This is a genomic window from Allomuricauda ruestringensis DSM 13258 (genome assembly GCF_000224085.1).
Lineage (GTDB): Bacteria > Bacteroidota > Bacteroidia > Flavobacteriales > Flavobacteriaceae > Flagellimonas > Flagellimonas ruestringensis.
The window spans coordinates 2862991-2883957 of the sequence record NC_015945.1 but is presented as its reverse complement, the minus strand read 5'-3'; the positions used below and the strand labels follow the sequence as shown (position 1 = coordinate 2883957).

Sequence of the window (20967 nt, the reverse complement as noted above, 5' to 3'; positions counted from 1 at the left end):
CAACGTATGGTATTTTCGGGAAGAATTGGAATCAAAATAAGTGTGTTAATTGGAATGTTGTGCCTTGGATTTACCTATGCACAGGAGAGGTATATTGATAGAAAGGGCGTGGTGGTTTTTGAGGCTTCCGAAAAGCTGTTTGAACCGGTAAAGGCAAAAAACGAATCTGTTTCGGTGCTATTTGATGCATCGAACAATAAGATAGCATCATTGGCCCTTATGCGAGGGTTTCATTTCAAGAATTCCTTGATGCAGGAACACTTCAACGAAAATTATATTGAATCGGACCAATACCCTAAGGCTCTGTTCAAGGGGGAGATCGTGGACTTTGATATTGACCATGCCGGTAGCACCACACAGGAGTATGTTATAAAGGGTACTCTTGAAATTAGGGGAATAACCAAAAAGATTGAACCCACGGTCCAAATCCAAAGAATAGATAATGTTATGGCAATAAGTGGCAGCTTTATAGTGCTTCCAGAGGATTTCAATATTGAAATCCCCAAGATAGTTGAGAACAAAATTGCCAAAAAGGTATTGGTGAAACTTGATTTTAAACTTATTGGTGATTATGAGAAATAGGAGAACACGGTTGCTTGTGATAGGTCTACTGCTAGGCGTTTTAATAGTCATTGTTTACAAAACATTATACCCTGAGCCTAGAAATATTGCTGCACAAAGTGCAGACTTCATCCTTTCCGCCAACGAATTGACCCAGGAGATGTCCCAGGCAGAAATGGCCAAGAAATATGGAGACAAAGTGATTCATACCTATGGAAGAATATCTGCCATTGACGGTAACATTATTACACTCGAAGATGGTGTGGTTGTAAACCTTTTGGATGTTTCTGACCACGTACTTGAGATAGGGGACAGCATTGCCATAAAAGGAAGATGTATTGGCTATGACGACTTATTGGAAGAAGTGAAATTGGATCAAGCATCCATAATTCAAAAATAAATAAACCAATGAAACCACAATTTTTTAAAATGAAAAAAATACTGCTCGCATTGTTCCTCGTACCCTGTTTGGCTTTGGCCCAAGATGATCTATTGGAGGAAATAGATACGGTTACGGTCCAAAACGATTATGAAATTGCCGCCTTCAAGGGGCTAAAGATCGTCAATTTTGAGACCACTAAAATGGTGCCTAAAAGCAGGCTGTACTTTGTGGTGTCGCATAGATTTGGGAGTATTAAAACAGGTATCGAAGATTTTTTTGGGCTTGACCAGGCCGTGACCAGGTTGAATTTTATCTACGGAATTACGGACGGCATCAATTTAGGGATATCCCGAAGTTCATTTGAAAAGACCTATGAAAGCTCCCTAAAACTCAGATTGGTGAGACAAAGTGAAAATGGGGCGCCTTTCAACATTGTATCGTTCAACACTGTTCTACTAAATGGGGCCTTGGACAAGGATAATTTGCCGGGGCTTGGGTTTGAACACAGATTGTCCTATGCGGTACAAGCCCTGATTTCTCGAAAAATGAGTCAAAAACTTTCGCTTGAGGTCATCCCCACCTTCTTCCATGACAATTTGGTGTCCTTGGACGAGCAGGACAACTCACAATATGCCATTGGATTTGGGGGAAGGTATAAAATCTCCAATCGGGTTTCGTTGAATGCGGACTATGGCGTTCACTTGAACAGGGCTTCAAATTCACCGTTCAAAAATCCATTGTCCGTGGGGGTGGATATAGAAACTGGGGGACACGTTTTTCAATTGCATTTTACCAATGCACAACCCATGAACATCAATACATTTTTAAACCAAGCCACAGGAGATTGGGACAAGGCAGATATTTATTTTGGATTTAACCTGCTTCGGATTTTTTAAAAAGCTAAAAAATTCAAAGGCTAAAATTCCTTTTTATGCTTCATTATTCGTCCTCACCAAGGTTTTTTGGGACAAGGTTTTAATTAATGTTTTATTTGAATTGTTAATCAACTTAATAAAAATAAAAATGAGAAAGCAAATCACTTTTTTTCTGGTCATGTTACTTTTTTTGGGATGTTCCTCAAGTTCTGATAACGAGGGAATGAACGGTGATGGTTCGATGGGAGAAGACCCAACGGATGATTATTCACCACCAGGTGACGATACGCCACCACCTTCGGGTGATTCCGATATGGTAAGGTTGGTCAATAACGGAACGTTTGGAAGTATTCTCACGGATGCTGATGGGAGAACATTGTATTTTTTCTCTCTGGACAGCAAAGGAGAGTCCAATTGTACAGAGGGTTGCCTAAGTGTTTGGCCGGTATTCCACGTTACTGACCCAGAGCTGGATGAAGGTCTGGACAGCGATGATTTTGGTACAATTACACGTGCGGATGGAGCCATGCAAACAACCTATAAGGGATGGCCCTTGTATTATTATGCAAGTGATAGTGCGGAAGGCGATGTAAATGGCGATGGCTTCAACGAAATTTGGTATGTGGCCAAACCGGACTATTCCGTGATGAAGGTCAGGGCCCAATTGGTCGGCAGGGATTCCGGTGGGGTCGAGACCAATTTGACCAGCAATTATGAACCAGGGGATGAACAGACGTTTTATATGACCGATGCTTATGGTAATACCCTATATCTTTTCTCCAACGATGAAAACGGAGTAAATAATTTTACGGCCGAAGATTTTTCCAACAACGGTGTATGGCCCATTTTTGAGGAGACCCTTTCAGAAGTACCAAGTGCTTTTACATCGGGGGATTTTGGCTCAATAGATGTTTTTGGTAGGCAACAATTGACCTATAAGGGTTGGCCCCTGTACTATTTTGGACAGGATGAGGAGCGTGGCGATAACTATGGTGTAGGTTTCCCATCTGCTGGAATTTGGCCCATTGCCAATTCCGATACCGAAACTGCACCCCAACCCCAGTCTAGCACAATCTCGTACGATGTAGCCAATCAGGAGGCGACCGCATATACTTTTAATGGAGACGGGTTCAGCAATACTGTAAACCCCGATTTAACGCTGAAAAGGGGCAATACTTACGAATTTAATGTGAGTGCCCCTGGACATCCATTTTGGATAAAAACAGTACAAAGTACTGGCACTTCGGACACCTATGATGATGGTGTGACAAATAATGGAGCATCCTCTGGCACAGTGGTATTTACAGTTCCCGAAAACGCTCCGAATACCTTGTTTTATGTTTGTGAGTTTCATAGTCCCATGACAGGAACTATCAATATAATTGATTGAAAAAGAGAATTCTTTTGCTAAAGAAACCAAGACTTCTGATATAGAGGTCTTGGTTTTTAATTAACTTCTAGCTTTATCTTTACTTATTGGTATAGAACATTTCAAGATGCCCAAAAAAATAAAATTCCTAGTTTTTGCAACACTATTTGGTGTTGCATTGCTATTTGGATGGGGACTACTGGGCACGAAAAAGACAAATGTGATGAATACCAGTGCGGAAGTGGAGATCACAGCACAAAATTTATTATCTGTTTTTAATGATGGAAACCAAGAATTAATGAATGGCTTAAAAACCGAACAAATTGTTGAGGTAACGGGCTTGGTAAAAGAAACCAATTTGATGAATGGAAGGATGACCGTGCTGTTAAAAGGAAATAATGATAGCCCTCCTTATATTATATGTGATATGATGCCCCATCAAAAGAAGACAGTATCACAATTCAAACCAAACGATTCTGTCAAAATAAAGGGTATTTTCAAGGGATATCTCAAGGATGCCGTATTTTTGGACTGCATTGTTACTTTTAGCCAAGCGAATGATTAAGCATACCTTTCTTTGTATTAGTATTTTAATTTTCAGCCATGAATTAAGGGCGCAGAAGGTGATTGCCAGACAGGGGCACGTAGCTTTTTTTTCGTATACATCGGTTGAGAATATAAAAGCTGAAAACAATCAGGTGCTGGGAATCGTAGATTTACAGCATGGGGATATAGCGGTAAGTATGCTGATGAACGCCTTTATTTTTGAAAAGGCCCTGATGCGTGAACATTTCAATGAAAGCTATGTGGAATCCGACATATTTCCCAAGGCCACTTTTGAAGGGACCATACAGGACTTTGATGTCAATCAGCAAGAAGACCAGACGAGAATAGTGAAAGGCAATTTCTCCATGCATGGGGTAACCAAGGAACTGGAAATCAAAGCCAGAATCGAACACATAAATGAAAACTATATAATATCTGGCACTTTTGAAGCCGTGGTAAAGGATTATGAGATAAAAATACCGCCCCTTTTGGCCGGTAATATAGCCAAAACTGTTTCCGTGAATTTTAGATTTGAATGTTTGCCATATGAAGATTAAAGAGATTACATTTTTTTTGATTTTAGTCCTTTTGGCCAATAGTGTGCTTGCTCAAAAAGGACTGTTGGAAATTTTGGAAAAGGAGCAAGAAGACGCCCCTCAATATACCATGGCTACCTTTAAGGCCACGAGAATCTCCTATGGCCATTCTGTTGAAACCCGTAAAAAAGGAATTTTGGAAGTATCGGTGGCCAACAGGTTCTGGAATACCCCAAGTCTCTATTCCCAAAGTTTTGGGGCAGATAAAATGAATGCACGTATTGCATTGGAATATGGCATCAGCGACAGACTTTCAACAGGATGGGGAGGAAGTACCTGGGATGGACTTTTTGATGGGTATGTAAAATATAAACTGATAAGGCAACGAAGCGATAAAAGCGGTTCCCCGCTCAGTATTACCCTTTTTCAGAATGCGAGCTATTACAGCGAAGCCCTTGGACCGTATATTGATGATGATTTTTCCAATAGGTTGTCGTTCACCACACAGGCGCTTATTGCAAGAAAGTTTACCTCCGATTTTTCCTTTCAAATAGCCCCAACATTTGTGCATAAAGGGTTACGGTTCTCAGGAGAAGACCCACAAAATCATTTTGCACTTGGCTTTGGGGGAAGGTATAAATTGGGAGGACATATTTCCTTTGTCTCGGAGTATTATGCGGTATTCAATCCCATTACATCAAGAAATACTTATGGACCCTTTAGCATCGGGGTAAATTGGGAATTGGGGGATGTTATGCTCCAGTTTATGCTCACAAACGCCTCACATATAGTTGAGGATGCCTATATCACGGATACAGCGTATAACTTCAATTTCAAGAACCCCAACCTCAATTTTGGCTTTACCGCCACATATGTTATCCATTTTAACCGAAAATTGAAAGGTTTGAAGCAAACAGGTCAAAACCCTTGAATGCGATTTAATCCAAAAGTTCCATTTGAATTGGTTCTGATAGGCTTTTCTTTCCCCTGTTAATACAATTTTAGGTAAGGATCAAACAACTTAGTTGGTTTAAGGATTTTAGGTGAATAAGTTTAATGGAAAATCCTTTTGGCTAGTGAATCTTTAGCACCAACTCTCTATTGCCTCCAAATTCGCCTAACCTAATTCCCAATTGTTCCCCCGTGCCCAATACAAACTTAGGTAGCACATACACAAAATGTTTGGCTTCGCCATGTCTCACTTTTTTGGGGTAATGTTACCTGTGGACGGGCACCATCCGGATTTCCTGATAAGAGGACTTTCGTTTCTTACTGCCATGGATCCGGAACACCTCCAAACGGTTCACTTCCAAATCGATCCTGGAATGGTTTCGGATTGCCAAAACCATATATTCCTCCCTTCCATCATACACAATATCCTCTAACCGCAGCCATAGTCTTTTTTGCGCTGTGTGGCCCTATTCGTAATAAAACTTTCATAATACAAAGTAGATTTAAATTATGGCACGAATCTATAGTAACATCCTAGCTTCATAAAGTGAAAAATCATGAGCGTTACCGGAAGGGGATTGAGTGTCATGAAATCATCATTGAACCTGAACTTACCTTGGTAATAGAATCATTTCCAACTCTAATTTCTTGGTTAACCCATTACCATATAAAATAATATATTCTATTAAAATTTGTAATGGTAAATATCTCCCAATATATAGCTTAGATGTCTGAAAATACACCCCGATATATGCTTTAGGTTAATAACCTCAGTTGTTCAATTAAAGATTATACTGGTAAGACTGGCGTGCTATATTGTTTATTGTCCAAACAGGTATGATTACTTTTGGTTGTAAGTCCAAAAGGGAGCTTGTTGAGAAATGACGTACTTAATTAAGGGGTCAAAACTTGCTTTAGGCCATTGGGTACTAATATATAATTTCAAGGGTTCTATTTCCCTGTAATTCCCGTAATATCAACTTTAATCGTTCTTGATCCCCAAGAACAAATTTCGGCATCACCAGCACAAACCGTATGGTTTCTCCCGTGGCAATGGTATGGGACAATCCAACGGTTTGTTTTACTTCCAATTGAATTTCTTGATAGGAGGCCCTTCTTTTTTTAGACCCGTTGATCCGTAACACCTCCAAATAACCTACCTCAAAATCAATTCCCGATCTGTTCTTGATAGCACCCACTAGATAAACATCATTTTCGATATAATGCATATCTTCCAATCGAAATACCATTCCTTTCTTTCTTTCCCTTGCCAAGGATTTAGAGTTTTGACCCAACAGTTTCCCAATTATTTTTTCATTATGGCCACTGACCCTATGTGATGTGGAATTGATGGGAACTTTGGCAGCATTCGGTCGCTCAATCCCAATCCGATGTTCCTTCTGGACAAAGTGGTTTAGTTGCAAAAGCTCCTTGGCATAGCTAAGAATATAAGCATATACCCCACCATTTGAAGTGATCACCAATAAATTACTATTGGGACCCTCTACACCCTGCAACAACCCAACATAGCCTGCCTCTTCCCTATCATAGGAAAAGACAAAACCTTCATGCCCCGTTACGGCCTGTTGAACGGGACTAGGAAAGAATAGTGCCACATTGGTGGTTTCGTTGGTATAAATAGTATCCAATACCCGTTGTCCCCTGACAACAACGATACAAAACAATCCCAAAACAACTAGGATAACTTCCTTACTTTTCATAATGCCGGTTTTAATACTACTTGATAGTTGTTCTTGATATCCACCTTTATGGCCCTGTTCCGCCTTTGAAAGATACGCTTCAGTCCCCCGATCTGAGGCATTCCGGGCAGGTTCACCTCCCCTATGGTTTCATCCAGGCCCCGTTCCACCACTTCTCCCTTTATATGGTTTTCCACATAAACACCTTCCCGCCCATCCTCAAGGTCATAGGCCTTCAACGAAATGTCTTTATCCCCAAACCCAAGAATGTCCACCAGGACCCGGTTGGGCCTGACCTTCACAAAACCATAGACTCGGGTATCCCTGGGAACGGATACTCCATGGAACTGTACATCCTGTGCCAACCGCAAATTCAAACGGTGTCCATCCCTCACGGTCTGGTCCCCATCCACATAGGCCAGTATCCCATGCCCTCCTGACCTGAAAATCATAGCCTGTGTCCTATTGGGATTGGAGGCAAAAAAAAGTTGGTGAGCAAGATATCGCTCTTGAATCGACACAGGTTCAGGCCCCTCCACCTTTTTATTTTCGGAGGTAACCATCCGATTTTCAGGGACTTTTTCTTCCCGCTCCATATGGAGTAAAGCATTTCCCTTACCCACAAGTTTTGAATGGCTGTACACGCTATCGATGATACGCTGTTTTTCATATTCCATATAGTCCAGATTGAAGTAGCCCTTATCATCGACCATATGGTCGGGGTATATCTGTGGTGCGGTAACCTCGCGCTCCTCTTTGAGGGCATCCAAGGCCTCCATCTTGGATTCATAAACCTTTTGGTTTTCTTCTAGGTCGGGCATCGGAATGCGATCCGGTTTGAGTTCGCTTTTTTTGTCCTTTCCAAAGGTGAAAACGGAGTAGGCCACGATAAAGAGCACCACGCCCACCAGGACCAATACAAATACAATCTTATTCTTTTGCGGTTTCATAATCTTCTATTTTACGTAACGAGTTTTCAAAAAAATCAGTGATCAACAACCCGTGGGGATTGTGCGGAAAATTCCGCTCCACACGGATCAAATGACCCGAGGTGATCAGTTCATAGGTATCGGTAACGGTTCCTCGGTTAATCCGAATCATCGTTCTTGTCTGAAAGGCATAAGGTTCCTTCGTCATGTCGATTTGGGAATCGATGCGTTCCACTTGTTGGACCAATGAATATTGCAGCAAACGGTTATAGAAGCCATCGGCCTTTTTTTGTCGATAGACGGCATCCACGGAAGCATTGCCCAACCATAGGGCCTTTTCCATGTTTTTCTCATAGCTGTTGGCCTCCACCCCATAGAACCAGTTATGGAACTGTTCCAGATGGGCCAGGGCCTCAACTTCCAGATTTTCACGTTGGGCAGCCAGTTTTAGAGGGATGACATTTCCTTCGGAACTGACAACAAAGGCACTATCCAAAGTCTGTCTATGGATCTTGACGACCAGAGTGACCGAAATGATACAGACCAGGCCGGTCATGATGATCAAGGCCAAGACCACAAATCGGTTCAACCGTAAAGCTTGTTGAATATTTTTAAAAGGTGTTTTCATTTATATAATTGTTTATCCGGTGAACAATCGCAGGGTAAAACTTGTGGCCTTTCGATAGAGTTTGAACTTGAGCAATACGATAAAACCGATGGAGCCCAACTGGATGACCGGGGCAAAGAACTCACTGCCCCAATCCGTCCCGAACAGGCTGCCCCAAAAGTTGGTATTGATCTCGGTATAGAGGTTGTTTACAAAGACATTGACCAAAAAGAAAGCGGGCACCAGCATATAGACCCCAGCATAGAGCTTGAAATAGGTATAGGCCAGATTTCGGAACTTTTCAAATACCGATAGGCTAATGACCAGTGGAAAAAAGGCCTGCATAATCCCCAAAAGGAAATACCGTTCGGCCAAAAACAAGGGATAGATGAATATATCCAACAACCACAGGATAACGCCTATGATAAAGGCCAACACCTTCAATCCGTACAAGGGGGTGACCAAGGCATCGTACAACAGGGCCATGGCCTTCTTGGCGGCTTCCAGGGCACCCACATCCCGTTCGAGATCTACATCCTGCAGCTGTAACGGGAGGAGTGCCGGAGCTGTGTGCCGGTACTGGGATTCAATGGCGACCAAGATACCATCAAACACATCCAATACCTGTGTGGAAAAAATGACCAAGAGCACCACCAAAAAATTCTTGGCCAGCTCTGTGGGGGTGAGCCCCCAGGTATGCCCATCGGTCACAGCGATGCCTTCATTGTATTTTTTCAACACATTGACCAAAAAGAACAGCACGGCCAAAGCCTTCATCCCCACAATCGTGTATTGTGAAAAGTCGCTATCCTTGATGGTCTGAAAGACCGCGTCCACATATTCCAATCCTATGCCCAAAAAGAACCCTGCCATCAATATTCGGTTTCACGGTTATTGATAATATCCTGCATCTTCCGGAAAGAGATGATCTCCCGGTAACGTCTTGTCTTGACCTCCAGTTCGGCCACCATTTCTTGGGACTGCTTTTTCTTTTCCATCAAAATAGCGGTGCGCTCCGCATCGGTCATCTTCAACAAATCGCTGGACAAAATCTGGTTGACAAAATCAAGGTCATCGATGGCCGCATCCATAATTTCCTCAAAAGACTCTGATATTCGCTCTACTTCCCCAGCCTTGATATAGGGCGAGTTTAAAATATCCCGCAAATCGGTTTGCACCGTCCGGTACAACCGCTCGTTGTTCCGCGCCAATTCACGGACCGCCTTCAATTGCTTGATGGTATTGTTCACCTTTACAATGTTATCCTTTTGTTCCTTCAAAAACTCCACGGTCTTTAACAGTTCCGAGGTCTGTTTGGCGGATTCCAACAAGGATTTGGTCATGCTGATAAAGTTCGTATTGTCATACACCGGCATTCCTTGGGCCGTAGCATGGCCTGGCAGATAAATGGCGATAATCAGGGCCAGACCGAGGGTACGTACCCATCTCCCAATGCTTTGTCTTGATACTTTTCTCATAGTCTTGTGCTTTTTTGTTTTACAAATTCCTTGATGGCCCTTTCCATCGAACCCAATTGTTCATACAACCCCATGATCTCGGCATTCTCGACCCCATCGGTGAGATAGGCGGCATAGACCTCTGGTGGGACTTCCAAACGAAAGACATTGCTTTCCTTCCCTATCTTGATAAATATCTCGGTGTACTTCCGGTCTCCGGTCAAGTTGTTGCGGATGGACTTCAGTTGGTTCAAATCATGGCTAGAAAGGTTGAGTCGTTTTTGCAGTGCATCATAACCTTTCTCGTTCCGCAAACTGTAAATGACCTGGGTATTCTCTAGGATACTGGCCGAAGTTGAATTTTCCGGTAATTGGTTGATGGATTGCAGGACAATGCCGATGGCCCCGTTCTGTTTTCGGATGGCCTGATAGTAGAACTCCACGCTTTCCAATACGTTGGGGAACTTCAACTGCTTGGCAAACTCATCAAAGAGAATAATGCCCCGCTCGGAACGGTTCCGCCAAATGGTGCGTTGGATGGCCGACTTGATAAGCTTGAGCATCACGGAGAGGATTTCCTTGTTGTCCCGGACCTCGTCCAGTTCAAAGATGATGAGCCGCTTGTCCTCGATGGTATAGGTCTGATCGGCCCCGGAATTGAACAGAAAGCTGTAAGGACCACCTTCCACATATTCGGAGAGGATATGCAAAAAGTCATAGGTGCTGAAATGTGCTTCCTTGATCTGCAAATCTTGGATAAGCATGTCTTTTCTGTCGTCCACGAACTGGTAGAGCGAAGCCAAGGAATGGTCTTGTCGTATGGTTTTATAATACAACAGCAGCACCTTTTTGATGGCTACTTCTTGGGATTTGGAAGCATGGTTTTGAGCGAGTAGTTCCAAGAGAAAGATAGCAAGGTCTTCCAACCGTTCCGGTGTCAGGTCGGCATCGTCGGAAATATAAAAAGGGTTGATGCCCAGATTTTTGCCTTGTTCGTAGCGCAGGATGATATGGTCGTCCGGGTAGAGCTTGGCAAACTTGGCATAGGAACCTCCCAGGTCAATTAGGACCAACCGGACTCCGGATTCAAAATATTGCCGAAGGATGTTATTTGCAAGAAAGGATTTGCCCTCGCCCGTGGGGGCGAAAATGGCAAAGTTGCGCGCCTTGATGCGATGTTTCCCTTCATCCCAGACATCCTTCAATACGGGAATGTTGTACTGCCGGTCATTGAAGATGATGCCCGCAGCATCCGACTTATAATTGGTGTTGTTGATATACAGGCAGAGGGCATGCTTCATATCTGTCACGTACATATCTTCATTGGAGAAATTGGTGGCATGACAGGGATAGGAATTCAGGAAATAATGCTTGCGTTCCTCACCATTGGGATGATATGGCACGATGTCCAATTCCTTGAAACCTGCCTTGATTTGGGATGCTATCCGTTTCAAATGTTCAGCTTCCGAATGCCAGAAAATGACATTGAGATGGCCCCGGATGATACGCGATGAATCATCATTGTTGATTTGGTCCAGAATATGCTGGACCTTTTTGTGGACGACCTTGTTCAAGGAACCGAAATTGGAGCTTTTGCTCAATTCCACCACTTTCTTGTCCAGCAGTTTGCGCCATTTGTGTTTATCGTCCAGATAAAGGATGTGGTTCACGATATGGTTCTCGTTCAGGTCCAATCCCAATCCATCGATAAACCCTTGATGAAAGCTAAAATCATCTGAAGTGAATTTCTCATTGGTCTTACTGCTCTGGACAGATTCGCCAAAACAACACTCGTTGTTGACCGCTATGGCATCAAAATAATGGTCGCCAATCTCGATGTGTTTTTTACCGAGTAAAATATCCGTATCGAAATCTTGATTAAAGCCATTGTAGTAGTTGTTCGTATGGGAAAAAATGTCATCAGGAGCCATTGGGCTCAATGACACACGTTGGCTATTGTTGACAAAGGAAACAGCATCATTGACCGCAGAGATGAACTCCGCCACTTGGACATCCAGCTTTCGGTGGTAGCCCTTTTCGGTTTTCCGGAAGGGATTGACATATTTGGCAGCATTCAAAGCCTTGTCCAAAGGCAGTACAAAGAACAGGTAACTTTGATGGCTTAGGTGTTCCCTCCCCTTAAAATAGTCATGTGTCTCTTTTTCCAAAAAAGTACGGTTGGGCAATCGTTCGGCATTGTATCCCACTTTTTGGTAGCCATCCTGTTTGTGGATGACCGTACCCGTGGGCAGGGACTTAAAGGCTTGGAACCAAATCCCGTGCAGTTCCTCAAAATCGGATTCGGAGAGGGAATGGATTTCGGAAAGGGCTGCATCGTAGCATAGTACCACATTGCCGTTGTTGGCAAAGACCACATGGTTTTGGATGTCCAGAATGGGATGATGGGAATTCAGGTTGATCTTATGCATAGGAAAGGGAACTTAAGCGTTTGTTGCTGATGGTGCCAGGGAAGACCTTTTGAATGGCAAGTAATTGAGGATTTTTGACCCACCGCCCCAATGCCCCATAAAGCAGGGCATTGAACAGCAGTAGGGCCACGATGACACCAAAATTGAAAGAAAAGATGATGACCAATAAGGAGCCGATGACCGATACCATCATCAGGGCAAAAAGGGCTATGGGGAGTCCCATGATCATCGCTTGTTTTCGAATGTTCCGATAGACCTGATACCTTTTCATTAGACCACGATTCCAATGAGATAGGTAAAGATGCCCACGACGGCCCCTGCAATCAGCACAAAGACAAGTACACGGGTAATCCCTTTTTTGAGGTCTGAATTCTCCCCAAAGAAATGTCCTGCATTAAAAAGGAATCCTACTAAAAAGATGACCCCAAGGATAATGGGAAATATGGCCCGGATGGTTTCGGAAATGTCATTGACGGAATCTTCGATACCCCCGATCTGGGCCAAAATGGAACTGGAAACGAAAAGTAAGAGGATGGTAATGAATTGTGATTTTCGCATATCGTAAACGCTTTTGGATTAGACGATTTTTGATAGACGAAAAGTACTTGAAATACCAACTCAAATAACTGAATATTAGATATTTGTGAATAACATATTGTTTCAATCCAAAGACTGCGTTTTAATGTGAATTGGCTTTATCCTGAAGGGTAATTCGAGGTATCGCTGTTGACAGGCAAAAAATCACCGGCAAGAATAGTGCTATAAAATTCCATTTGAATTCATTGGACAAAAAAAATTGGACGAATCAGGCTGTTTTCTGATAATTCTGAATTTGTGCTTCGCCCATTTCCCGGATGGGACTGCATAGTAGTATTTCAAACACCTTTTTTGCTTAAATTATATGTATATTCGCCTATGCTTTAGGGGTATTCTGAAAAGAATTGAGAGAGTCCCTTGGAACCTGATACGGCTCACACCGACGTAGGGAAAAGCGAAACAGGCATCACTTTCTTGTGACGTTACTTTCCTTTGTTTTCCGATTTGCTCCTAAGGCCATTTTAATTTAAAATCAAAAATGGTAATGGAACAAAATCTTTGGAAACACATCCAATACGTAAGAACAAAATCCCCACTGGTACACAATATCACCAACTATGTCGTGATGAACAATACGGCAAATGCCCTTCTTGCGGCCGGAGCATCCCCTATTATGGCACATGCAAAATCCGAGGTCCCTGATATGGTTGCCCTTGCCTCGTCAACGGTCATCAACATCGGAACCCTGGACGAATACTGGTCCGAAGCCATGCTTTTGGCCGCCGAGACAGCCCATACATTGGGCAAACCGTGGGTATTGGACCCTGTTGGTGCCGGAGCCAGCCCGTTCAGGGATAAAGTACTGCAAGAATTGTTGAACTTTAAACCAACCGTGGTCAAGGGCAATGCCTCTGAAATCATGGCATTGGCCCAAGCAAACCAAGAGGCTACCAAAGGAGTGGACAGTACGGCGGCGAGCAATGAAGCCATAGAAGCTGCACATACTATTTGCTCAGCATATAATGCCATTGTCTGTATATCTGGTGCCACGGATATTATCACAGATAGTGCGCAAAGAATCCAAATAGCCAATGGAACACCCTTAATGACCAAGGTGACCGGAACGGGCTGTACCGCATCTGCATTGATCGGTGCTTTTATTGGAGTTGTGGAAAATAAAACCGAGGCAGTGACCGCAGCAATGGCGTTGTTGGGCATAGCCGGTGAATTGGCCAGAAAACAATCTAAAGGCCCCGGTACCTTACAACTGCATCTTTTGGATAAGCTCTATAGCTTAACGGAAAAGGAGTTTTGCGACTATATCAAGATATCGAAGCCATGAAGCTCCATTCCCAATTCCCTTACCCACTGTATTTGGTCATTTCGGAAGAAGCCTGCAGAGGAAAAGATATGTTGAAAGTTACGGAACAAGCCATTCAGGGAGGTGTCGATATCCTCCAATTGCGTGAAAAGAAGCTACTGGAGCATCTGTTTTTGGAAAGGGCACAACGGTTAAGGGAAATCACTGAGAAATATAGTGTCCCGTTGATCATCAATGACAATCCAAAGGTTGCCTACCAGGTAAATGCTGCCGGCATTCATGTGGGCAACAAGGATTCCCGTCCCGCAACCTTGAGACAGCAGCCTTATTTCAAGGAAAAGCTGATAGGATATTCGATAGAGTATCTGGCACAACTGGACAATGCGCAAACGACCGTGTCCGACTATCTCGCGATAAGCCCGGTATTCAGGACGGATACAAAAAGGGATACCGTAACGGAATGGGGATTGGAAGGCCTTGCCACAATACGCGAATTGACGCAAAAACCATTGGTGGCCATTGGCAACATCCATGCAATAAATGCAGGAGCCGTTATACAGGCAGGTGCCAACTGTATTGCCGTGGTATCGGCCATATGTGGTGCCGACAACCCCAAGAAAGCAGCCTATGAACTAAAAAATGAAATCGTAAAATGAAGAAATACACCTATCCATCCGTATTGGCCATTGCCGGTTTTGACGGAAGCGGCGGGGCCGGAATTCAAGCGGATATCAAAACAATATCGGCTCTGGGTTGTTATGCTACTTCCGTACTGACCGCCTTGCCCGTGCAGAACACCCAAGGGGTGCGAAAGATTTATCCCATTCCCGTTGAAGCCGTTGCCGATCAGATCGAAGCGGTCATGGACGATATTCAACCTGAAGCCATAAAAATAGGAATGGTACATACTCCGGAACTAGTGGAAACCATTGTACGGACTTTAGGAAATTACAACAGGATACCCATCGTATTTGACCCTGTAATGGTCGCCACCAGCGGACATCGTCTTATCGAAACTGATACGATAGATGCCCTGATCGAGCAGTTGCTGCCCATCGCAACGCTCATTACACCCAATATGGACGAGGCGGCCCTATTGGCCCACACGGAAGTGAAGACCTTGGAAGAAATGCGGACTGCCGGGGAACGTATCAAGGAACTGGGGTGCAACAGTATCCTCATGAAAGGGGGACATCAGGAAACAACCCATATCACTTCCCTATTTTTTGACCAGAACGATAAATGCCATCCCTTTGAAGTGGCTAAAATTCCAACGAAAAACACCCATGGTTCAGGCTGTACCCTGTCATCGGCCATAGCCTCCTATCTGGCACAGGGCAAAAACTTGTACGATGCCGTTGCTCTTGGCCAACGCTATGTGCACCATGCCATTCACAGCGGAAAAAATGTACGGACCGGAAAAGGGAACGGTCCCTTGAACCACTTTTTTAACCCTCAAAAAATGATCAAAAATGAAATGGACTGAACAGACCTGGAAAAAAATAGATAAAAATTACAATGCCATTTTGAACATGCCCTTTGTCCAAGAGTTGGCGAACGGCTCCCTGCCCAAGACCAAGTTTCAATTTTATATGGCGCAGGATTCCCTCTACTTGGAGCATTTTGGGAGGGCGCTTGCACTGATAGGTGCCAAATCCCATGATATTGGGGATGTATTGGCATATATCCGTTTTGCGGAAGGGGCCATAGTGGTGGAAAATGCCTTGCACGAATCCTATTTTGAGGATTTTGGGGTAAGGGACAAGGGTATAATACAACCAGCATGTCACCACTATACCCACTTTTTAAAGAGCACGGCAGCCTTGGAACCTGTGGAAGTGGCCATGGCCGCCACCTTGCCCTGTTTTTGGATCTATAAAAAAGTGGGCGACCACATTTACAATGGACAACAGATAGCCAACAACCCATATCAACGATGGATCGACACCTATGGCGGGGAGGAATTTTCCGAAAGTGTGCAACGTGCAATCATGATCTGTGACCTTGCAGCGGAGCGTACCACCCCCAGGACAAGAGCTAGGATGACCGAAGCCTTTATCCATGCTTCGCATTTGGAGTACCATTTCTGGGATGCGGCATACACCGGAAGAACATGGAACTGATATTAAAGGACAAAAAAGCGGTCATATTCGATATGGACGGGGTGCTGGTGGACAGTGAAGGCATCTGGAAGCAAGCGGAGTTTGAAATCTTTTCCTCGCTCGGGGTTTCGGTAACAGAAAAAGAAAGTCTACAGACCCAATGTATGACCACCGAAGAGGTTACCCGTTTTTGGTATCAAAAGTTTCCCTGGAAGGGAAAAACACTTATCGAAGTGGAAGAAATGGTCATCCAAAGGGTCATGGAACTGATTCGCTCAGAAGATTGTATTATCAAGGGGGTCAGGGCCTTTATCAAAAAGCTCAAAGCACAACACTATAAAATAGGACTTGCGACCAATGCACCGGAAAAAATCATTCCGACGGTATTGGAAAAAACCAAGACCACGCTTCTTTTTGATATTATTTCATCCGCAGATTGTGAAGAAAAAGGCAAGCCCCACCCGGCCATATATCTTAATACGGCAAGGAAACTGAAGGTCAAGCCCCAGGAATGTGTAGTAATTGAAGATAGTCAGACAGGAATGAAAGCTGCCAACCTTGCTGGCATGACCGTGATTGCCTATACCAAGGGAAACAAAAACATGTCATTCGATTTGGCCGATTATGAAATAGACCGGTTTTCAGATGGATCAACGTAATTTTTTTTGGACTACAGGTACATTTTAAAAAATCTAACTATGAAAAACTCAAAAATTTATATTGTTGGCTCGGGAGCCATTGGAAAAGCACTGGCCGTCTTTTTACAACAGGAAAACAAACAGGTCGTGCTGGTCAGGGGCAGAGAGGACAATATACCTGACACGGAAGATACTATTACTGTTGTTGGAAAAGACAACACATTTCAACAAAGGATCATCACAACTACATTTAGTGCTATACAGGCCATTAATGGTATTGTTTTGATCGCGACCAAGGCATTCGCCAATACGGTAATCGCTAAAAAACTCAAAGACAAAGAAGGAGATTTTTCTTTAGTTCTCCTTCAAAATGGACTTCATGTCGAACGCCCTTTTCAAGAGTTTGATAAGGTATATCGCTGTGTCCTGTTTTCCACCAGTCAAGTAACGGAAGACAACAAGGTTACCTTTAAATCCGTGATGTCATCGCCCGTAGGAAACTTACAGGGAAATAATGATGGCCTTGAAGATGTGATCGATAAGATCAACACACCATATTTCAGTTTTCATAGCGAACCTGATATCACGCGACATATATGGACAAAGGTCATCGCGAATTGTGCCTTTAATTCCATTTGTCCATTGCTCGAAACCGATAATGGGATTTTTATCAGAAATGCAAATGCGCTACAATTGGCTAGAACCATTATTGAAGAATGTGTTTCACTGGCTCAAAGACAAGGAATCGACCTGGATTGTGACACCATAGAGAAAAACCTGATGCTGATCAGCCAGCGTTCGGATGGCCAATTGATTTCCACGTATGTGGACATCCTCCATAACAGAAGGACGGAAATCGAAAGCTTGAACTTAGAGGTGGCCAAACTGGCCGACGATCTAGGAATACCGGAAACTGTGACGCATACGAGGCTGCTTGGGGAATTGATCCAACTTAAGTCAGCCATCAAAATGAAATAACCGTATTTCCATGATGTGTTGATTGGATAAAGGGCTATTCGACAAAGCTTCCCATTCCGTATGTTTTGATGGAAAAGAATTTTATGAAGACTACTGGAAAGAGCATCCCTCCGGGGCATGGAGGGTATTTTACGTTAGAATAAAATCTTCCTCCACGGGCTAATAACGGTAACTGCCTCCATCCTCAATTCTGATGACCTTGTATTTTGTAGCCTCGTTTATCTCCCCAATGGAATTGGTGTAGTACAATTTGACATACACTTGGGGATTGTTGAAATACGGAAGAGTTCCCTGGAGCTCGTCCCCTTCCCGGACGCCCACGATAAAAAGTACCTGACCTATGGAATACCAGGTGCTTTCCCGTAAATAAAACCCGTAAGTTTTATTGTTCCGATAATATTGCTCGTAAAGGTTAAAGGCTCCCTTTGAATCCATACTTATTTTCTTTTATCCTTACTCTTTCTGTCAAACCCCACTAAATTAAAGAGTTCCCGCATTCGGGACCGCACACGGGTACCATAACGTTCCTCAAGCTCTTGGGCATTGAGGTTGGTAGTGGTGTGGGTCTTGCGTCTATCGTTGATAAAGAGCTCGTGGCGGGAGAGCAATATCTCCCCCATGACATTGCAATCTTGGCCAAAGTGCCATCCGGTAGGTTCGACGCCGAGGTCGTCAAAACAGAAGAATTGTGAACTGCCATAGTCCTCTATGATCTTATACCCGATATGATTGAAGCCAAAAACAATGTTCCTGCAGGGAATGACTTCATAGGGCCGTTGGTGGGGGACGATGTGTTTCATCAGTTTCATCAGGCTGGTCTTGCCACAGCCTACGGGCCCGGAGAGGAGCAGCCCTTTGTTTATGTCAATTCCCAACTGGGTACAACGGGTTTTGTCCTGAATGAAGTACAGGCATAGCTTATAGAGAATCTCTCGGTCCTCCCGATAGATTTTGAACTTTTTGCCGAACAAAAGTTTACCCTTGGCGTCGAGATATATCAAGATCTTTTCAAAATCGTAATGGATTTCCCGGCCCTTGAGGGTGCCCAGAGGATATTGGACGGCTCCTTCGGTGATGATATGTGGCGCACTGTACTTCACAATGGTTGGTTGTAATCTTTATGCTTCTTGGTCTTTAGGTTGTCCCGGTATGGGACACTGCCCTTCTGTTTGCTTCCGTTTTCCAAACCATCGAATTCCAAATTTTTAAAATTAGCCTGTTTATTATTGTTTTTTTGGTTTTCTATAGTTTGTATATGTTTGTTTATAGGTACCACTGCTTGTCCATTGCTTGTCCCGATATTGGTACGGCTTGGGTCCACCGCTTGTCCAGGAGTTGTCCCAAAATCGAACATCTTGATTCTACTCCCTTTGAAAGGATTGTGGGATGGGGTGTAGACGATATAATTCCAATGATCCAGTTCTTTGATGCATCTATGGTAGGTGGACTTGGACCCGATCTTGGCATACTGCATGACTTCATCCCGGTTGATAAAGAATTCCGGTTTAAAGTAGTTGGTGTTCCATAACTGGAACAAGGCCACGTAGAGGCTGACATGGGTTGGGTTCAATCGGCTGTCCTTGGAGAATTGCCCAAATATCCCATTGAGATGTTTGATATAATTGACGTCTTCCAAAACTAGATACGGTTATGGATCTTGTTCTTCTCCAGTACCCCCATGATTTCATGGTACTCATAGTACAACACCCCTCCTATTTTGGTATAGGGCAAAGTGCCATTGATGCGCAAGTTCTGCAAGGTGCCAGGGGAAATGCCCAGCAATTCCCGGACCTCATTGGATTTGAGCCATTTTTTGTTCGTTTGCTTGTTTTGGTTTTCCAATAGATCCTTGATGTCCTCCAGCAGTTCGACTTTGAACTCCATAAGGTCTTCTGTGGTAATGATGGTCGCTCCCATACTTTTTAAGTTTTTTAAAAAGGGACCATCGCCTTGGGTTCATTCAATTTGATGGCCCTTTCACTGATTTGACTTTCACCCACAAAACTCAAAAATGATTTTGGAAAAACTTCCAAAGGTGGGGCCCACCTTGGGAAAGATTTTTGCAACATAAAGTATGGTCACAAATGAAGGGATTTGACATATAGCAATCAATTCTACTGCCTTGTTGGATAAAAAAAATAGCCCGAAACTGGCTCAAAACCAAAATTCCCAAGGTGGGACCCACCTTGGGAAAAATCCTTGTTTATTCATCCAAGGATTCCATGCGTTGATTAAGCAGTTCAATGAGCTTGTCCAAAAACCTAGTTTTACTGGTCTTTCTTGATCTGATCTCGATGAAGGTGTGGTAGTAATTCCCCAAGTCGATATTGTAAAAGTGTTCAAAATGGGAGGCCATTTCCTTGATATCGACCGTACCGCCATTGATGGATTCACTGGCATGTAGCGCATATAACAGTTCGATAAGGTCGGTCTTGCTCCCTGTCCAGAATAATTTTGAAGGTTTTTCCATGGTTATGGGTTTTGGGGGTTCAAGGGTGTTGTTCAAATCGTCCACTTCCTTTCTCAGGTATACGATCAACATGTCATAGGCCATAATGGTTGCCACCGTACCATCTTGACAGGTCGAGAATTGATCATCGATCAGAAAATGGAAGGATTCCAAAGGCAGTCTAAGGTCACGGTTGCCACGGACAAAATATTGTTCGTCCAAGGACATGGCGCCGCGACGGTAATAATTATAGAATTCCAAATTGTCATTGAAGAAAGCCTGCAACTTGTCAATTTGGTGCTGAAGGTATTTGATCTGGGCAGCATTGTTGCCCCGGGGACGCTTACTCTCGATACTAAATAGTCTGGCGTAATAGATGAGCTTGCTAAAGATCTGGGGCTTTACATGCTTGAAAAAGTAAATCTCATCGGATTGTGTGGCAAAATTCTTCCCTGTTATCTGCTTTTGCAGTTTACGGATACACTTCTCCACAATTGCAATGCCCTTTTCTGCCTTGAACAGCACATCCCCGTTCCCGCTTTCCAAGGTATCCAATTGGCCTTCAAATTCCGATAGCAGCTTTTGGTACTTCATGATTAC

At 43.6% G+C, this 20967-nt stretch carries 26 protein-coding genes and 1 riboswitch; of the genes, 13 read left to right on the top strand and 13 right to left on the bottom strand.

From position 1 onward, the window contains the following. Positions 1-6: 6 nt before the first annotated feature. The 7 genes from MURRU_RS12975 (at position 7) to MURRU_RS12940 (ending at position 5200) form a co-directional block, all read left to right on the top strand. Positions 7-582, top strand: coding sequence for a YceI family protein (locus MURRU_RS12975; RefSeq protein ID WP_014033928.1), 576 nt, complete (start codon positions 7-9; stop codon positions 580-582). Continuing rightward, complete coding sequence (locus MURRU_RS12970) at positions 572-961, top strand: preprotein translocase subunit YajC (RefSeq protein WP_014033927.1); 390 nt, start codon at positions 572-574, stop codon at positions 959-961. The genes MURRU_RS12975 and MURRU_RS12970 overlap by 11 nt, the downstream gene beginning before the upstream one ends. A 29-nt stretch (positions 962-990) precedes the next feature. After that, positions 991-1839, top strand: coding sequence for a DUF5777 family beta-barrel protein (locus MURRU_RS12965; RefSeq protein ID WP_041802033.1), 849 nt, complete (start codon positions 991-993; stop codon positions 1837-1839). Positions 1840-1966: 127 nt separating this feature from the next. Further along, positions 1967-3208, top strand: coding sequence for a hypothetical protein (locus tag MURRU_RS18030; protein ID WP_014033925.1), 1242 nt, complete (start codon positions 1967-1969; stop codon positions 3206-3208). Positions 3209-3314: 106 nt separating this feature from the next. Continuing rightward, complete coding sequence (locus MURRU_RS12950) at positions 3315-3752, top strand: OB-fold protein (protein WP_014033924.1); 438 nt, start codon at positions 3315-3317, stop codon at positions 3750-3752. Continuing rightward, positions 3745-4290 carry a YceI family protein gene (locus MURRU_RS12945; RefSeq protein ID WP_041801538.1) on the top strand — a complete coding sequence of 182 codons (546 nt, stop codon included), beginning with the start codon at positions 3745-3747 and terminating at the stop codon, positions 4288-4290. Before MURRU_RS12950 ends, MURRU_RS12945 begins: the two co-directional genes overlap by 8 nt. After that, complete coding sequence (locus MURRU_RS12940; protein WP_014033922.1) at positions 4280-5200, top strand: DUF5777 family beta-barrel protein; 921 nt, start codon at positions 4280-4282, stop codon at positions 5198-5200. Before MURRU_RS12945 ends, MURRU_RS12940 begins: the two co-directional genes overlap by 11 nt. 949 nt (positions 5201-6149) lie before the next feature. Here MURRU_RS12940 and MURRU_RS12935 read toward each other — a convergent pair. The 8 genes from MURRU_RS12935 to MURRU_RS12900 are packed head-to-tail and all read right to left on the bottom strand — an operon-like array spanning position 6150 to position 12900. Beyond that, the gene (locus MURRU_RS12935) at positions 6150-6941 is read right to left on the bottom strand and encodes a DUF4138 domain-containing protein (RefSeq protein ID WP_014033921.1); all 792 of its coding nucleotides are present in this window, start codon (positions 6939-6941) and stop codon (positions 6150-6152) included. Continuing rightward, positions 6938-7870, bottom strand: a complete 933-nt coding sequence (gene traM / locus MURRU_RS12930; RefSeq protein ID WP_014033920.1) for a conjugative transposon protein TraM — start codon at positions 7868-7870, stop codon at positions 6938-6940. Before traM ends, MURRU_RS12935 begins: the two co-directional genes overlap by 4 nt. After that, positions 7851-8477 (bottom strand): conjugal transfer protein TraK, encoded by a 627-nt coding sequence (locus tag MURRU_RS12925; protein ID WP_014033919.1) that lies wholly within the window; start codon positions 8475-8477, stop codon positions 7851-7853. Before MURRU_RS12925 ends, traM begins: the two co-directional genes overlap by 20 nt. Positions 8478-8489: 12 nt before the next feature. Continuing rightward, a complete protein-coding gene (locus tag MURRU_RS12920; protein WP_014033918.1) occupies positions 8490-9329 on the bottom strand; it encodes a hypothetical protein in 840 nt (279 codons plus the stop codon). Beyond that, positions 9329-9934, bottom strand: a complete 606-nt coding sequence (locus MURRU_RS12915; RefSeq protein ID WP_014033917.1) for a coiled-coil domain-containing protein — start codon at positions 9932-9934, stop codon at positions 9329-9331. Before MURRU_RS12915 ends, MURRU_RS12920 begins: the two co-directional genes overlap by 1 nt. After that, positions 9931-12342 carry a TraG family conjugative transposon ATPase gene (locus tag MURRU_RS12910; protein WP_014033916.1) on the bottom strand — a complete coding sequence of 804 codons (2412 nt, stop codon included), beginning with the start codon at positions 12340-12342 and terminating at the stop codon, positions 9931-9933. The genes MURRU_RS12915 and MURRU_RS12910 overlap by 4 nt, the downstream gene beginning before the upstream one ends. Next, complete coding sequence (locus MURRU_RS12905) at positions 12335-12613, bottom strand: hypothetical protein (RefSeq protein ID WP_014033915.1); 279 nt, start codon at positions 12611-12613, stop codon at positions 12335-12337. Before MURRU_RS12905 ends, MURRU_RS12910 begins: the two co-directional genes overlap by 8 nt. Further along, positions 12613-12900, bottom strand: a complete 288-nt coding sequence (locus MURRU_RS12900; protein ID WP_014033914.1) for a hypothetical protein — start codon at positions 12898-12900, stop codon at positions 12613-12615. Before MURRU_RS12900 ends, MURRU_RS12905 begins: the two co-directional genes overlap by 1 nt. 354 nt (positions 12901-13254) lie before the next feature. Then, positions 13255-13347, top strand: a riboswitch (TPP riboswitch). 70 nt (positions 13348-13417) lie between these two features. Here MURRU_RS12900 and thiM point away from each other — a divergent pair. From thiM to MURRU_RS12870, 6 genes are read left to right on the top strand one after another with little or no spacing between them, the layout of a single operon-like run. Beyond that, positions 13418-14221 carry a hydroxyethylthiazole kinase gene (gene thiM / locus MURRU_RS12895; protein ID WP_014033913.1) on the top strand — a complete coding sequence of 268 codons (804 nt, stop codon included), beginning with the start codon at positions 13418-13420 and terminating at the stop codon, positions 14219-14221. After that, positions 14218-14856, top strand: a complete 639-nt coding sequence (thiE, locus tag MURRU_RS12890; RefSeq protein ID WP_014033912.1) for a thiamine phosphate synthase — start codon at positions 14218-14220, stop codon at positions 14854-14856. Before thiM ends, thiE begins: the two co-directional genes overlap by 4 nt. Beyond that, the gene (thiD, locus tag MURRU_RS12885; RefSeq protein ID WP_014033911.1) at positions 14853-15686 is read left to right on the top strand and encodes a bifunctional hydroxymethylpyrimidine kinase/phosphomethylpyrimidine kinase; all 834 of its coding nucleotides are present in this window, start codon (positions 14853-14855) and stop codon (positions 15684-15686) included. The genes thiE and thiD overlap by 4 nt, the downstream gene beginning before the upstream one ends. Further along, positions 15673-16323 carry a thiaminase II gene (tenA, locus tag MURRU_RS12880; RefSeq protein WP_014033910.1) on the top strand — a complete coding sequence of 217 codons (651 nt, stop codon included), beginning with the start codon at positions 15673-15675 and terminating at the stop codon, positions 16321-16323. Before thiD ends, tenA begins: the two co-directional genes overlap by 14 nt. Beyond that, positions 16314-16961, top strand: coding sequence for a hexitol phosphatase HxpB (gene hxpB / locus MURRU_RS12875; RefSeq protein ID WP_014033909.1), 648 nt, complete (start codon positions 16314-16316; stop codon positions 16959-16961). The genes tenA and hxpB overlap by 10 nt, the downstream gene beginning before the upstream one ends. Positions 16962-17000: 39 nt before the next feature. Further along, positions 17001-17918: a ketopantoate reductase family protein gene (locus MURRU_RS12870; RefSeq protein WP_014033908.1), complete on the top strand. Its 918-nt coding sequence runs from the start codon at positions 17001-17003 to the stop codon at positions 17916-17918. 159 nt (positions 17919-18077) lie between these two features. On the opposite strand, the gene MURRU_RS12865 is transcribed toward MURRU_RS12870, so the two are convergent. The 5 genes from MURRU_RS12865 to MURRU_RS12845 form a co-directional block, all read right to left on the bottom strand. After that, positions 18078-18353, bottom strand: coding sequence for a hypothetical protein (locus MURRU_RS12865; RefSeq protein ID WP_014033907.1), 276 nt, complete (start codon positions 18351-18353; stop codon positions 18078-18080). A gap of 2 nt (positions 18354-18355) precedes the next feature. After that, positions 18356-19018: a P-loop NTPase family protein gene (locus tag MURRU_RS12860; RefSeq protein ID WP_014033906.1), complete on the bottom strand. Its 663-nt coding sequence runs from the start codon at positions 19016-19018 to the stop codon at positions 18356-18358. Then, positions 19015-19554 (bottom strand): hypothetical protein, encoded by a 540-nt coding sequence (locus tag MURRU_RS12855; RefSeq protein ID WP_014033905.1) that lies wholly within the window; start codon positions 19552-19554, stop codon positions 19015-19017. Before MURRU_RS12855 ends, MURRU_RS12860 begins: the two co-directional genes overlap by 4 nt. A gap of 2 nt (positions 19555-19556) precedes the next feature. Next, the gene (locus tag MURRU_RS12850; protein WP_014033904.1) at positions 19557-19835 is read right to left on the bottom strand and encodes a helix-turn-helix domain-containing protein; all 279 of its coding nucleotides are present in this window, start codon (positions 19833-19835) and stop codon (positions 19557-19559) included. 286 nt (positions 19836-20121) lie between these two features. Continuing rightward, positions 20122-20961 carry an RteC domain-containing protein gene (locus MURRU_RS12845; RefSeq protein ID WP_014033903.1) on the bottom strand — a complete coding sequence of 280 codons (840 nt, stop codon included), beginning with the start codon at positions 20959-20961 and terminating at the stop codon, positions 20122-20124. Positions 20962-20967 lie beyond the last annotated feature (6 nt).